This is a genomic window from Paenibacillus sp. FSL H7-0942 (assembly GCF_045040715.1).
Classification (GTDB): Bacteria; Bacillota; Bacilli; order Paenibacillales; family Paenibacillaceae; genus Paenibacillus; species Paenibacillus amylolyticus.
The window spans coordinates 2,510,794-2,525,476 of sequence record NZ_CP150279.1; the positions used below are offsets into that span (position 1 = coordinate 2,510,794).

Below are 14,683 nucleotides of genomic sequence, written 5' to 3' on the forward strand. Positions count from 1 at the left end.
TATTCGTGGGAGGATGCTGATATCATGGATATGTCATTTCATGCTACAACGATCTGTGCTGTTCGTCATAATGGTAAGGCTGCAATCGCAGGAGATGGTCAGGTGACCATGGGCCAAAGTGTTGTGATGAAGAATACAGCCAAGAAGGTAAGACGTTTGTACCGCGGACAGGTTGTTGCTGGCTTTGCTGGTTCTGTGGCGGATGCGATCACCCTGTTTGAGAAATTCGAAGGTAAGCTCGAGGAGCACCATGGTAACTTGCAACGTGCTGCTGTAGAGCTTGCCAAGGATTGGCGTCAGGATCGGATCTTGCGTAAGCTTGAGGCACTGTTGATTGTGATGGACAAATCAGGTATGCTGCTCATTTCAGGCGGCGGGGAGATAATTGAACCGGATGATGACGTTATTGCTATCGGATCAGGTGGAAACTTTGCCTTATCTGCTGCGCGTGCGTTGAAACGTCATGCAGTAAACCTGGAAGCGAAAGATATTGCGCGTGAATCACTTCAGATTGCCTCGGAGCTATGTGTATATACCAATAATAATATTATTGTAGAAGAGTTATAAGCCAAAGAAATCTCCCGTAGTGGAGCATGATTCTGTAATCTGCTCCAGGACGTCTAGGGGATTCTTTGTCCTTGTTAGGAAAAATAAATTCAACATACTGGTAGGAGGGAAGCAATATGAATACTCAAGCGTTAACACCGAGACAGATTGTTGCAGAGCTTGACAAGTATATTGTAGGTCAAAAGAAAGCTAAAAAATCGGTAGCTGTAGCCCTTCGTAATCGATATCGGCGTAGCCTTTTGCCTGAGCACACTCAGGACGACATTGTGCCTAAAAATATCTTGATGATTGGACCTACCGGTGTGGGTAAAACGGAAATCGCCCGTCGCCTTGCTAAACTGGTAGGTGCGCCATTTGTGAAAGTGGAAGCTACCAAGTTCACTGAAGTAGGTTACGTTGGCCGTGACGTTGAATCGATGGTGCGTGATCTGATTGAGACATCACTGCGGATGGTGAAGCTGGAGCGGACTGAAAAAGTGAAGGACAAAGCTGAAGAAGCTGCCAATGAGCGAATTGTACATATTTTGGCTCCTTCACAGTCTAAGTCCAAGAGTCAGCGTAATCCCTTTGAGATGATCTTTGGTAATAATGGCAACAACGTTCAGGAACAGGATGAGCCAGAACCAGATACCGGGGTTGCCGAACGCCGCCGTAAGATCAAGTTTGATCTGTTGTCCGGCAAGTTGGAGGATGACATCATTGAGATTGATGTCGAAGACACTGCGCCTAACATGATGGACATGTTTGCTGGTCAAGGTAATGATCAGATGGGCATGAACATGCAGGAGATGTTTGGTAGCTTGTTGCCTCGTCGTACGAAAAAGCGCAAGCTCGCTATCAAAGAAGCTCGCAAAGTGTTGATCCAGGAAGAAGCAGGCAAATTGATCGATATGGATGATGTTACACAAGAGTCCATTCGCCGGGCGGAGCAGACAGGTATCATTTTCATAGATGAAATCGACAAGGTTGCCAGTCAAGGACGCGGTAGTGGACCCGATGTATCCCGTGAGGGTGTGCAACGTGACATTCTGCCTATCGTAGAGGGCTCTACAGTGATGACGAAATATGGCCCTGTCAAAACGGATTATATTCTGTTTATGGCAGCTGGCGCATTCCATGTCGCCAAACCCTCTGATTTGATTCCTGAGCTTCAGGGACGCTTCCCAATTCGTGTGGAACTAAGCAGTCTAACACTGGAGGAGTTTGTATCCATTCTGACTGAACCCCAAAATGCACTGACCAAGCAGTATGTTGATCTGTTGCGCACAGAGAATATTGAGATTGAGTTCTCGGATGAGGCTATTCGCGAGATTGCCAAATTGGCTGAATCCGTCAATCAAAATACAGAAAATATAGGTGCACGTCGATTGCATACGATTCTTGAGAAGCTTTTGGAGGATTTATCCTTTGAGGCACCTGAGCTTACACTGGAACGTATGGTGATTACTCCGGAGTATGTCCGGGAGAAATTAAATGATATTGCGCTTGATCGTGATTTGAGTCAGTATATCCTGTAACATGCGGCTGCGGCTAGTAATGTAGTTGTTAAAATGATGTTATAAATGAACGGTATGCAAGAGAGTAGAGAACATTTGTGTGATCGACAAAGGGAAGCGATCCTTTAACGAATCACAAAGGCCCTCTTACTTAACGCATATCGTTTATTTTTGTTTCTATCTAAAGGATTTTGATGTTACAACCGATAAAAGATGTGTGGTTGTTATACGGATCGACAAAACCTAGGACTTGTGCCGCATGTATCCGGAGTTAAAACCTATCGGAGTGGTAGTTATTCTTCCATTCCATACCCAATGATTCCCATTAAAAGAATTTTCCTTATTCCAAGTCTGGTCATCGGTTTAGTCGACAGATTGGTAAATGTTGCGTAAATGCGCAAAATGATGAATTGTTGAAAAGTTTGAAGCCACTAATTGTTTTCTTAAAATTAAAATATATAGACCCCACTGAATTGTTAAGAAAGTGTTGTGTGGGCAAGACGAGTTTTCTTTATTCTTGAAAGATAATTTGTCAATTGATTAATATACAGCTTTGTATGTATACCTATCATATTGTCCTTAAACCCTTAGTATGACGGCAAAAAATTCTAACATTATCAACTATGAAATATTCGGAAATATACATAATTACGGGCGTTATAAGCTCATGCTGAGACTCGAATTTTTTTTTTTATTTTAAGAATGTTAAAGAACAATAAGGGAGAGTATTAACATACTTTTGTTTTGGGCCCGAACATTTACGAAAAAATTCATAATTTGCAGAAAATACACAAAAAGCCCCGTCTTTCAGAAAAGATAGGGCTTTTTTCTTATTGTAATAAATCCCAAACTCGAAGAAACTTATGTTATACGACAACATCAGAGTTAATTCTACTTAAGTCCTAGAAAACCGTGTAAAGACGAATGTTTTTGTCGAAAAAAACATAAGAATTTTTAAGGGAAAAGATACAATCTTTTTCCATAACTTCTAAAGAGAGGAGGGAGATTGTGAATCTTTTAAACGATATCAGCTTTAAAAGATTACAAGGTGCACTCGATGCGTCCAATATCAGACAACGAACAATTGCTGACAACATCGCGAACGCCGACACCCCGTATTTCAAGCGCTCGGACGTTTCTTTTGAAGAAATGTTGCAAGGGCAAATGAATGGAGATATGCCTGTTCTTAAGGGTAAAGTAACTGATGCAAGGCATTTTGTCATAGGTCCTTCCTCTTCCGTACCCACGCCAGTAGTTAATATGGACCAGTCAACCTCCATGAATAACAACGAAAACAATGTCGATATAGACAGAGAAATGAGTCTTCTGGCGGAGAATCAGTTACGTTATAACGCTTATATTCAGCAAGTGAACGAACAAATTAAAATCATGCGTGTTGGCGTGGAAGGGAGATAACCTAAATTGAACATTAGTAATAGTTTTAGTATCAGTAGCTCAGCTCTGACAGCCCAACGGTTGCGGATGGACGTAATATCTTCCAACATTGCCAACGCAGAGACTACGCGCGCGAGCGTATCCAATGGTGAAGCGGTCCCTTACAAACGTAAAATGGTTGTGCTTGAGCCGAATAAAACGTCATTTGGTACGATGCTGCAAAATCAGATGAGAGGTAGCGGTTCAGGAGATGGCGTAAGAGTAACGGAGATTCGCGAGGATCAGTCACCTCTGAAGCCTGTGTATGACCCTTCTCATCCGGATGCAAACGCAGAAGGATATGTATTTATGCCTAATGTAGATATTGCGAAAGAAATGGTCGACATGATCTCTGCTTCGCGTTCATATGAAGCAAACGTAACAGCACTGAATTCAACCAAAGCGATGATCTCCAAAGCTTTGGAGATTGGAAGATAATCTGCTTAGAAATGAAAATAAGAAAAATACAAACCAGGGATGAAGGGGAGGGACATTAATGATTCAGAACAACATGTTTAGCACACAGGGGATACAACCGCTACAGATGAAGAGTGCAACCGAAAGTAAGCCTTCTACACCAGCCGAAACCATTCAGAGCTTCGGTACATACTTACAGAATGCATTAGGGTCCGTTGCAGCACAGGAGGCTCAATCGCATGAAATGTCGAATCAATTTTTGGTCGGCAAAGCGAATGTGGATCAGGTGATGATTGCTTCCGAACAGGCCTTGTTAAGCCTACAACTCACAACTCAAGTCCGAAACAAAGTGGTCGAAGCATACCAAGAAGTTATGCGAACGCAGTTATAAAATAACCTACTTGCGCTTCGATAATAGCGCTGATCATTACAACAAAGCAGCTGCGATGCTGCTCCTGATCGTCAACCTATGAAACGGCTAGGGTTGAGTAAGGACAGACTAAGCAAAGTTTCGGATGGGGTGACAGAGTGAATGAGAGAATCGCCCAGTACAGGGATAAGGCATCCCAGTATTGGAATAGTTTTAGCAAAAAGCAAAAAGTATTATTTATATCCACCTTCCTGTTCCTGATTTTGGCTGCAGTTGTACTCACGATGCAATTGTCCAAAACGGAATATGAAGTTGCTTTTACAGATTTGAATGCAAGTGATTCAGCGGGCGTGATCAGTTATCTCGATTCATCTAGCATTCCATACAAATTAAGTTCAGATGGCAAGACCATATCCGTACCGAGTACAAGTGTTGCAATTGCAAAAGTGAATGTTGGATCTCAAGGGATTATTCAGAATGGTTCATTAGGGTATAAGTCATTCGAGGAGTCATCATCCCCCATCGGGATGACGGATAAAGAGTTTGATGTAAAGTACAACAACGCTATAAACGGAGAAGTTGAACAGTTACTTCAGCGGATGCAAGGGATACAGGATGCTAAAGTACTGGTTAATATGCCGAAAGATAACATCTTTGCTGGTTTGGAAGAACAAGACAAAGCATCAGCATCGGTAGCTCTCCAATTCAAACCGGGTTATCATCCAAATCAGGCAGCGGTAGATGGCTACTTTAACTTGGTTAAGACTGCAATTCCTAATCTGCCTGTTGAGAACATCACAATTACAAACACAGATGAAGCAGAATTGATCCCAACTGCCCGAGGTGGCAGTGGCGGGTTGTCTTCCGAAGTTCAAGAGAACATGGCACTACAGAAAAAGTTTGAAAACGATGTCCGTAATAACGTAAAACAATTCCTTTCCCAGATTGTAGGCGAAGACAAAGTTAATGTTTTGGTAGCCTCCAAGCTTAATTTTGACAAAGAAACACGTAAGGAAAATCTGGTCACACCTGTTGATGTAGATAATATGAAAGGCATCGAGATCAGTGTGCAGGAGATTCAAAAGAGCTACACTGGCGCAAGCAATCCAACAGGTGGTGTTGCTGGCACAGGACAAGAGGAAGTTCCGGGTTACCCATCATCTGATGCAACCGGTAACTCTACCTCCGAAGAATCATCAAGCACTATAAACTACGATGTTAATCGAATCGCTAAGGATATTATTTCCAGTCCGTATACTGTAAAAGACTTAACCATTAACGTTGCAGTTGAACCACCGAATGGAGAAACAGAATTACAGGGACCGGTTCAGGACGCAATTGAGAACATTTTGGTTAACATTGTTCGTGCTTCACTGGCAGACTCAGGCACTGTAATAAGTGACGCCGATCTGACAAAGAAAGTTTCAGTCATGTCACAAGGCTTCCAGACTGCCTCTGCAGACAATACAGGTTTCCAGCTTTCCTCAACGATGATGTGGGGTGGAGGCGCACTCATAGCGGCATTGATCGCAGCGGTAGTTATTTTGTTAGTACGCCGTCGCCGCAAACAAAACGAAGTCGAAGAAGAAGAGATTCCTCTTCCAATAGCAACAGAGTTCCCGTCCATTACGCTGGACAGTGTAACGAACGAAAGTCAGGTGCGCAAACAATTGGAGAGTTTGGCCAAGAAAAAGCCAGACGAATTCGTCAATCTGCTGCGTACATGGCTGGCTGACGAATAGAGGTGAGCGCATTGGCAAAGGCAAGCAGTCAAGGTTTGACTGGCAAACAAAAAGCAGCAATATTGTTGATTACATTAGGTCCGGAAGTATCGGCTCAGATATTCAAACATCTGCGTGATGAGGAGATTGAGCAACTTACGTTGGAGATTGCCAACGTTCGCAAAGTTGATTCTTCCGAAAAGGATATGATCATGGCCGAGTTTCACCAGATCTGTCTGGCGCAGGAATATATCTCTCAGGGCGGTATCAATTACGCCAGAGAAATCCTGGAGAAAGCTCTGGGTTCATCAAAAGCACTTGAAGTCATTAATCGTTTGACAGCTACGCTGCAAGTCAGACCATTTGACTTTGCGCGCAAAGCAGATCCGAATCAAATTTTGAACTTTATTCAGAATGAAAGCCCGCAAACGATTGCCCTGGTTCTGTCTTACCTGCAATTCGAACAGGCAGCAGCGATTCTATCATCCTTGCCACAAGAGAAACAGGCAGATGTCGCTCGCCGGGTGGCTGTTATGGATAGTACTTCGCCGGAAGTCATCTCTCAAGTGGAGCGGGTTCTGGAACAGAAGTTATCCTCTACCGTAACGCAGGATTACACCAATGCAGGTGGTATCGAATCGATCGTTCAGATTCTGAACGGAGTCGATCGGGGTACAGAACGTACCATTTTGGACTCGCTTGAAATTCAGGATCCAGAGCTTGCAGAGGAAATCAAAAAACGCATGTTTGTATTCGAAGATATCGTCAATGTGGATGATCGTTCGATTCAGCGCATTATTCGGGATATCGACAACGCAGATTTGCAGTTGGCACTCAAAGTGGCAAGCGAAGAAGTTCGGGATGCCGTGTTCCGGAATATGTCGAAACGGATGTCCGAGACATTCAAAGAAGAGATGGAATTCATGGGACCTGTGCGATTGCGTGATGTTGAGGAAGCTCAGACACGTATCGTAGGAACGATACGCAGATTGGAAGAAGCCGGTGAGATCATTATCGCACGCGGTGGAGGAGATGATATCATTGTCTAATTTGATTAAATCTTTCCAGTATGTACCCGTTGATGACCGTAAAAAACTTGAAAATCATCATCATTATGGTGGTGCTGAGGAGTCTGAAACGGAATTATACGGTGATAGTGCTGAAGGTTCTGAGGCAGAAACGCTTCAAGCACGCGTGGACGAAGAAACACAACGTCTCACCGCAGAAATGCTGGAAGATGCCAAGGAGTTTGCAGAAAAGCAAGTACGTGAAGCTTCAGAAGAGGCAGAGCGCATGCTTCAAGAGGCCCGTGAACAGATCGACAGCTGGTGGCAGGAACAACGACAACAGGATGAACATCTGACTGAAGCGCTTCGTTCACAAGGTTTCCAACAGGGTTTTGAGGAAGGCAAAGTACAAGCTGAACTGGATCTCCAGGTGCAGATCGAAAAGATGATGATTGAAGCCCAGGAAGTGCTCAAGGAAGCTTATGTAGCTAAAGATCAGATCATTCAGGAAGCCGAACCGTTCCTCGTGGAGCTCGCTTGCGGGATCGCTGAGAAAGTCATTGATAAGCAACTTACCATTGAACCCGATCATACATTGGAACTGATTCGTCAGAGTTTGTCACGTAAACGGGAGCAGGGTTTGATCACACTCTGTGTGGCACCTGATCAGTTTACTTTTGTACAGGCAGCTCGTGAAGAATTGTCTCTATCTATTGACTCTCAGGCAGAATTGCAGATTTTGCCTGATTCAACGGTCAAAGATAAGGGATGTGTCATTCGTTCTTCGTTCGGAAGTGTAGATGCGAGAATTGATACACAGCTTGCTGAGATTAAAAAAGAACTGGTCCGCATAGCACTTGAGGATGAGGAGCGAAAAAATCAACATGAAGGTTCTTAGTTCACAGCGATATATGGAACATTTGCGCCAATTCGATCCTGTTCGTATTAACGGCAAAGTTACTCAGGTCATTGGTCTTATGGTGGAGTCAGAAGGGCCAGATGCAAGTATCGGTGACGTATGTTATATCTATCCTGGTAAATCGGCTAAGCCTCTTCAGGCCGAAGTTGTTGGGTTTCGAGATAACAAAGTGCTGCTTATGCCACTGGGTGAACTTCAATCCATCGGTCCTGGTTGCGATGTAGTAGGTACGGGTAAACCACTCGGCGTTCAGGTAGGCTCCGAATTGCTCGGTAAAGTATTGGACGGACTTGGACAACCGCTGGACGGTTCCCTCCTTCCATCCAGAATGCCGATGTACTCTACCTCCAATACACCGGTTAATCCAATGGATCGTCCGCGTGTACTTGAAACGATGGGTGTTGGTGTAAGAGCTATCGACGGATTGTTGACCGTAGGTAAGGGACAGCGTGTAGGTATTTTTGCCGGTTCTGGTGTTGGTAAGAGTACATTGATGGGCATGATTGCTCGTAATACAGCAGCAGATGTCAATGTCATCGCGCTTGTGGGTGAGCGTGGACGTGAGGTGCGCGACTTTATTGAACGGGATCTGGGTCCGGAAGGACTGGAACGCTCCGTAGTCATTGTTGCAACTTCAGATCAGCCTGCCCTGATTCGGATTAAGGGAGCAGTTATTGCGACCACTATTGCAGAGTATTTCCGAGATCGTGGAATGAACGTGATGCTCATGATGGATTCGGTAACTCGATATGCGATGGCACAAAGGGAAGTTGGTCTGGCCGTAGGTGAACCTCCGGCAATGAGAGGATATACGCCATCGGTTTTTGCAAGTTTGCCCAAACTGCTTGAACGGGCAGGCACAGGGCCTACGGGTTCGATTACAGCCTTTTACACCGTTCTGGTTGATGGAGATGACATGAACGAACCAATCGCGGATGCGGTAAGGGGTATTCTGGATGGACACATTGTGTTAAATCGATCCATTGCAAATAAAGGTCATTTTCCAGCGATTGATGTGTTAGCCAGCATAAGCCGTGTTATGAAGGATATTGCTCCGGAAGAGCAGCTGGAAGCCGTTAATAATATGAAACGTTTGATGGCTGTGTACAAAGAATCGGAAGATTTGATCAATATTGGAGCTTACCAGCGGGGATCAAATGCAGCCATAGATGAATCGATAGACCAGATTGATAGTATATGGAACTTTACCAAGCAGAAAGTCGACGAGAAAGTCACTTTAAGTGAAGTACAGGAACGTTTGATTCTTGAATTTGCAAGGAGATGAATGGGTAAACGATGAAATTTCGATATCATTTCCAGAAAGTTGTTGACCTGAAGAGTAATGAAAAAACACAGGCAGAGTGGATGTTATCCACAGCGATCGGTAAACTTCAGACGGAGGAAGAACATCTGATACAACTTCTTAATGATAGAAGTAATCTGATCGGCATTATCCAATCTGCTACGGAAAATACAGCGTCTGTAAACAGTCTGCAGGAGATGCAGCGTTATGTACATCATCTTGACGAGTGCATTTCACGCAAAAACAGTGATGTTAAACATGCTCAGGTCAACGTGCAACGGAATCAGACGTTTCTGAACGGTAAGATGGTTGATGAAAAAGTATGGCTTGGAGCGAGAGACAAGGCCAAGATCAAATTTCAGCAGGAGATGCTCCTCCGGGAACAGAACGATCTGGACGAGATGGCTACTGTACGCTTCGCTGCCAAAGCCGGACGCGAAGTTGTCTCGTGAAGGAGGAATAAACGATGGCTGTTAAAGATGATAGCGACATGGAAAAAGAGTCGGGAGGCGGTTGGGAAAAGTTTCTGATGATTTCAATCCCGATTGTATTCACCGTAGTATTGCTAGGTGTACTACTTACGCTGTTTAATGTAGATATTCGTAATAATTTGTTTGAATTCGCCAACAAGATACCGGTAGTCAAGGAATGGGTACCTGATCCTGTACTGGATCCGGAGAAGGAGAAGCTGGAGAAGAGTGAGCAGCAGGTTGAAAGTGCTGAAGCCACAATCGAAAAGCTGAAATCCCAAGTAACTGCCAAAGAAACAGAGCTCAAGGCAGCACAGGAAGCGACAACAACTGAAGCAAAGAAGGCCACGGACCTTCAGAAGAAGTTGGATGATGCGGAAAAAGCGGCTGAAACGGCTACAGCAGCAACGCCGGAAACGGAATCTGATTATCAGAAACAAATCAAAGATTTGGCTAAAATGTATGCTGACATGAGCCCAAGCAAAGCTGCACCGATTTTGCAAAATATGACGAATGAGGAAATGGTATTGTTGTTGAATGCCATGCAGTCATCTGCTCGGACCAAGGTGCTTGAAAAGATGGACCCGAAAACAGCAGCCGATGTCACCATGATGATGAAGGATGCCAAACCGTCCGGGGATCTGGCGCTGGATGCGCTGCAATCCAGATTGAAGAAAGAAACCACAGCAACTTCAACTGCATCCACAACCACAAGCAAAAACCTGGATAAAAACCAGCTTAGTCAAACATTTGCTTCGATGTCTGCTTCAAGTGGTGCCAAGTTATTATTGGAAACATACAAGTTAAGTCCTGACAAAACATTGACCATCCTGAATTCAGTAGATGATGCAACACGCTCTCAATTGCTTGAGAACATGTCTTCAGAGGACTCGGTTGAAACTGCAAAAATTTTGAACAAATTAATGGGCAACAAGTAGATCGGATTACACTGTTTAACCGAGAGGAGGTGAAAATAAAATGTCGATTGTATATCAAATGGCATCCACAGCAACTGTAAAAGCAACAGGAGCAGGTCAGACAACCGGAGCACAATCGAAAGGTTCAGCTGCAGGTGCTAGCGGTGAATTTCTCCAAACTCTTGCACAATCGCTATCTGGAGGAAACACAGAAGGTGATAGTTCAAGCGCTACTGGAAGTTTAACTGCCAATCCGTTGTTGTTTTCCTTTGCTACAAGTGAAGAAGGAGAAGCGGCATCAATCACAGCTATACTGAATTCGTTGTTCACGGACTTGGATTCACTTGACGAAGCTTTGGAAAATGACCCAGCTCTACTTGCAGGTATGCAAACTCTGATTCAACAGATGTATACACAATTAACTAATCCTTCAGGTACTAATGCAGAAGGTTCCGACGAGTCTTCGAACGGAGCGGAAAGCGTAAAAACAGTACCCGCAATTGAACTGTCGCAGCATCCGGCAGCAGTACGTTTTGTTCTGCAAGATATGCTTACACAATTAGTAGCTGGAATGAATGATCCTGAGAGTAACGTTGCGAAGAACGCTCCTGAATTCAAACATTTGTTACAATCTCTGCAGAGTCAGCTTCAAGAGGCTGGAGTGGATACCACTAGTAACAAAGGATGGACTGAACTGAAATCCATACTGGATACATTGACTGCAGTTAAGGATCAGATTGCACAGGTCGCTCCAAGTACTAGGCTTCAAACATCCAAACAGGATTCGGTCGTACCACAAGTTCTTGTTGCGGCAGTGGCGAATTCTGGAACCCAAGTGAAAGCTGAGGTTGAGACAACATCTACTTCAAATGCAGGTGGAGAAGTGGAACACTCAACCATCATTACTGCAGGAGAGCTGTCCTTGCGTTCATCAGGTACTACAGCAGGAAAACCGGCTGAACCTGTAATGCAAACATCACAGTTTGCCAAGGAAATGACACAGTTTGTTGTTAATAAGCTGGATATTGTCCAGCAAAAAGGATTTTCCGAGGCGACCATCTCACTTCGGCCTGAGCATCTAGGTAAATTGGATGTTCAAATTACCTTGCAGAACGGGCAGTTGGTTGCACGGTTTATGACTGAACATACGATGGCTAAAGACATGCTTGAACAACAAATGACGCAGCTACGTTCTTCACTTCAAGCCCAGGGAATTCAAGTGGAACGACTTGAGGTTACCCAGAACAGTTCAATCGGATCACAGATGTATCAGGACGGAGGCCGTCAGCCGGGAAGTAACTCTCAGCAACAACGCCGTTCGCGTGAGCGTGAGGAACAATCGGATGATGCTATAGCTACAGCAGGGATTCAAGAAGAATTGCGTAACTGGCGTAGCGAGCAAGTCGAAGGAAACGAATTACAGAGAGATACGTTTAGTGCTGAGGCTTAAATAGAAATGAGGTGAGTAAATGGCTAATGAAAATGTTTCAATGAATAATACCTGGCCGAACTATTCGGCAGCCAATAAAGCAACCACAAGTGCTGCAACAAAAGAATTGGGTAAAGATCAGTTTCTAAAAATCCTGATTACCCAGCTGCAAAATCAAGACCCGATGCAGCCAATGGAGGATAAGGAATTTATCGCTCAAATGGCACAGTTCAGCTCAGTGGAACAACTGGTCAATATTTCTACGCAGCTTAAAACATTGAACCAGTCCCTTGGTGCTGTATCCGGTATGATTGGCATGGAGGTAAGTTGGCTTTCTTCTAATAAAGATGATAACGGAACTCTTCGTCAGGGTATTGTAGATTCCATCATTGTAAGAGATAGCGTTCAATACGCAAAAGTGGGCAACGACGAGATTAAGCTGGATGAGATCATTCAGGTGAATTATCCAAAACAGGCAGAAGAGAGTCAAACTCCGGTACAGAACGTTCAGGATGTAACTCCTGAAACGAACGAGAGCCAGGAAGTTGAATCATCCGCTGAAACGGGTGATACAGAAGATAGCGGGAAAACGATATGAGTGATCGCATAACGGTTGGACAATTATACGCAGGCCCGATTACACCGAATATGCTTCAAAGACCCAAAACGGGAGAAGCTTCGGCTATACCCGAAAAACCTTTTGCAAAGGTGCTGGAAGATAATCTTCTGAAATTGAGCAATCATGCTGCCAAACGATTGGAACAGCGTGGTATTGAACTCAAGACCGAGCAAATGGAACAGATTGGTTCTGCTTTGGACAAAGCTGCTGCCAAAGGAGCCAAAGAGTCATTGATTTTAATGCAGGATATGGCTTTTATCGTCAATGTCAAAAATCGTACTGTGGTTACAGCTATGGATAGTGAGAGCATGAAGAATAATGTGTTCACTCAGATTGATAGTGCCGTAATCATTTCTTGACCGGCTGGCCCTTCTCGGGAGCCGGAATGCCGCTGACCGACTGATGCGGTAACCAAATGAAGACTGGGAGGATTTTTAAAAATGTTGAAATCAATGTACTCAGGCGTTTCCGGGATGCGGGGTTTCCAAACAAAACTCGACGTAATTGGTAACAATATTGCGAACGTAAACACGGTTGGCTTCAAAGGCAGTCGGGTTATGTTCAAAGATATTATGAGCCAAACTACGGCAGGGGTAACTGCCCCAACTGATGCTCCATCTGGTGGTGTGAATGCAAAGCAAATCGGTTTGGGTGTATCTGTGGGATCTATAGATACACTGCATCTCGCAGGAAGCCCAATGACTACAAACAATCCGACAGACTTACGTATTAACGGAGATGGCTTTTTTCTTGTCTCCCTGGGTGGAGATCAGGAAATTCCTTACTTGACACGTGCAGGGGATTTCCATGTTGATGCTGCTCGAAATCTTGTAACTTCAGATGGTTTGTTCGTCTTAAGTAGTGAGGGAGAGCCCATTACAATTGGGGATGATGTTGTTTCATTCACAATCGGACAGAACGGTATGATTAATCAGACAATGGCTGATGGAACAATCGAAGGCGATACTCAAATTGGAATAGGGAAGGTAGTTAACCCTGAAGGATTGGAAAAAATAGGGGGTAACCTATACCGGATGACAGCTAACGCAAATCCTGACGGTACTCTTGATCCTTTAACAGCGAACAGTGCTGAGGACGGAACAGGAGCAATCATTGCTGGACAGCTCGAGATGTCTAACGTGGATCTGACTGGAGAGTTTACTGAGATGATCGTAGCTCAACGTGGATTCCAGGCAAACTCCCGAATCATTACAACGTCGGATGAAATACTTCAGGAAGTTGTTAACCTGAAACGTTAATAACTGATTAATGAATTTTTAAAACGTGGGGGAGCTTGCTCCTCCCACTCTGATTAAGGGGGCTTAGCATGATTTCGGTTACGCGGTTAAATGGTTCTCCCATGTGGTTAAATGCGCTGATGGTTGAAATTGTGGAAGAGACGCCGGATACGTATATTACTCTGGTAACTGGAAAGAGACTGATTGTGCTTGAAAAAGCCGCTGACGTTATTTCCAAGATTAAAGATTACAACCGTGAAATCGGGGTTCAGGCAGCCACTATTAAAGTGCAGCAAACGGAGGAATCCTGATGAAAAAAATGATGCCCTGGCTTGCAACAATGTTGCTGGCGATAACACTCATTGTGGTGGTTGTGTTTGTATTTATGCAAGGACAGAACGGGAATAAGGACGACACACATACGGCGGCAGCCTCAGAAGCTAAGAAGATGACTGCGGATGAGATTGTAGAGGTTTCCTCTGAGCTTGGAGAAATTAAAACCAATTTGGCTGATACGGATCATGTTGTAGTTGTCAGCTTCTCATTCAAGTTGTCAGACAAAACAGCCAAAGAAGATTTCGAGAAAATCAAAGAAATTACAGTGAAGCCTATTATCATTCAGACGTTTGCGGATACAAAGTCTGAGGAGCTGGCTACAGCGAAGGGCCGCGTACAATTTAATGAGAGATTGACGGGACTAATTAATGAAGCTTTACCTGAAGGTAAGTTGAGCAGCACCAGTTTTTCAGCTTTTGTAATGGCGCCAATGTAAATGA

17 protein-coding genes are annotated in these 14,683 nt (G+C 44.2%); all 17 read left to right on the forward strand.

Annotated features, from left to right (window positions below):
• Window positions 1-24 precede the first annotated feature (24 nt).
• The 17 genes from hslV to MHI48_RS11405 all read left to right on the forward strand — a co-directional run bounded on the left by hslV (window position 25) and on the right by MHI48_RS11405 (window position 14,679).
• Window positions 25-567, forward strand: a complete 543-nt coding sequence (gene hslV / locus MHI48_RS11325; RefSeq protein ID WP_017689194.1) for an ATP-dependent protease subunit HslV — start codon at window positions 25-27, stop codon at window positions 565-567.
• A gap of 116 nt (window positions 568-683) precedes the next feature.
• Complete coding sequence (gene hslU, locus MHI48_RS11330; protein WP_047842474.1) at window positions 684-2,084, forward strand: ATP-dependent protease ATPase subunit HslU; 1,401 nt, start codon at window positions 684-686, stop codon at window positions 2,082-2,084.
• A gap of 987 nt (window positions 2,085-3,071) precedes the next feature.
• Window positions 3,072-3,479: a flagellar basal body rod protein FlgB gene (flgB, locus tag MHI48_RS11335; protein WP_036670359.1), complete on the forward strand. Its 408-nt coding sequence runs from the start codon at window positions 3,072-3,074 to the stop codon at window positions 3,477-3,479.
• A 6-nt stretch (window positions 3,480-3,485) separates the two neighbouring features.
• Complete coding sequence (flgC, locus tag MHI48_RS11340; protein ID WP_017689191.1) at window positions 3,486-3,935, forward strand: flagellar basal body rod protein FlgC; 450 nt, start codon at window positions 3,486-3,488, stop codon at window positions 3,933-3,935.
• A 58-nt stretch (window positions 3,936-3,993) separates the two neighbouring features.
• A complete protein-coding gene (gene fliE / locus MHI48_RS11345; RefSeq protein ID WP_017689190.1) occupies window positions 3,994-4,305 on the forward strand; it encodes a flagellar hook-basal body complex protein FliE in 312 nt (103 codons plus the stop codon).
• Between the two features lie 137 nt (window positions 4,306-4,442).
• The gene (fliF, locus tag MHI48_RS11350; protein WP_036609370.1) at window positions 4,443-6,026 is read left to right on the forward strand and encodes a flagellar basal-body MS-ring/collar protein FliF; all 1,584 of its coding nucleotides are present in this window, start codon (window positions 4,443-4,445) and stop codon (window positions 6,024-6,026) included.
• An 11-nt stretch (window positions 6,027-6,037) separates the two neighbouring features.
• Complete coding sequence (gene fliG, locus MHI48_RS11355) at window positions 6,038-7,054, forward strand: flagellar motor switch protein FliG (RefSeq protein WP_036609368.1); 1,017 nt, start codon at window positions 6,038-6,040, stop codon at window positions 7,052-7,054.
• A complete protein-coding gene (locus MHI48_RS11360) occupies window positions 7,047-7,910 on the forward strand; it encodes a FliH/SctL family protein (RefSeq protein WP_036609366.1) in 864 nt (287 codons plus the stop codon). The genes fliG and MHI48_RS11360 overlap by 8 nt, the downstream gene beginning before the upstream one ends.
• On the forward strand, window positions 7,897-9,216 hold the full coding sequence (fliI, locus tag MHI48_RS11365; RefSeq protein ID WP_036609365.1) for a flagellar protein export ATPase FliI: 1,320 nt from the start codon (window positions 7,897-7,899) through the stop codon (window positions 9,214-9,216). The genes MHI48_RS11360 and fliI overlap by 14 nt, the downstream gene beginning before the upstream one ends.
• An 11-nt stretch (window positions 9,217-9,227) precedes the next feature.
• Window positions 9,228-9,686 (forward strand): flagellar export protein FliJ, encoded by a 459-nt coding sequence (gene fliJ / locus MHI48_RS11370; RefSeq protein ID WP_405143970.1) that lies wholly within the window; start codon window positions 9,228-9,230, stop codon window positions 9,684-9,686.
• A 14-nt stretch (window positions 9,687-9,700) separates the two neighbouring features.
• Complete coding sequence (locus MHI48_RS11375) at window positions 9,701-10,642, forward strand: MotE family protein (protein ID WP_036670365.1); 942 nt, start codon at window positions 9,701-9,703, stop codon at window positions 10,640-10,642.
• Between the two features lie 40 nt (window positions 10,643-10,682).
• Window positions 10,683-12,071 carry a flagellar hook-length control protein FliK gene (locus tag MHI48_RS11380; protein ID WP_051449694.1) on the forward strand — a complete coding sequence of 463 codons (1,389 nt, stop codon included), beginning with the start codon at window positions 10,683-10,685 and terminating at the stop codon, window positions 12,069-12,071.
• 19 nt (window positions 12,072-12,090) lie between these two features.
• Window positions 12,091-12,648 (forward strand): flagellar hook capping FlgD N-terminal domain-containing protein, encoded by a 558-nt coding sequence (locus MHI48_RS11385; RefSeq protein ID WP_017689182.1) that lies wholly within the window; start codon window positions 12,091-12,093, stop codon window positions 12,646-12,648.
• Window positions 12,645-13,028, forward strand: a complete 384-nt coding sequence (locus MHI48_RS11390) for a TIGR02530 family flagellar biosynthesis protein (protein ID WP_036609362.1) — start codon at window positions 12,645-12,647, stop codon at window positions 13,026-13,028. Before MHI48_RS11385 ends, MHI48_RS11390 begins: the two co-directional genes overlap by 4 nt.
• Window positions 13,029-13,109: 81 nt before the next feature.
• Entirely contained in the window at window positions 13,110-13,928 is an 819-nt protein-coding gene (flgG, locus tag MHI48_RS11395; protein WP_036609361.1) for a flagellar basal body rod protein FlgG, read from the forward strand.
• Window positions 13,929-13,996: 68 nt separating this feature from the next.
• Window positions 13,997-14,218 carry a flagellar FlbD family protein gene (locus MHI48_RS11400; protein WP_017689179.1) on the forward strand — a complete coding sequence of 74 codons (222 nt, stop codon included), beginning with the start codon at window positions 13,997-13,999 and terminating at the stop codon, window positions 14,216-14,218.
• Window positions 14,218-14,679 carry a flagellar basal body-associated FliL family protein gene (locus MHI48_RS11405; protein WP_036609360.1) on the forward strand — a complete coding sequence of 154 codons (462 nt, stop codon included), beginning with the start codon at window positions 14,218-14,220 and terminating at the stop codon, window positions 14,677-14,679. The genes MHI48_RS11400 and MHI48_RS11405 overlap by 1 nt, the downstream gene beginning before the upstream one ends.
• The last annotated feature ends 4 nt before the right edge of the window (window positions 14,680-14,683 follow it).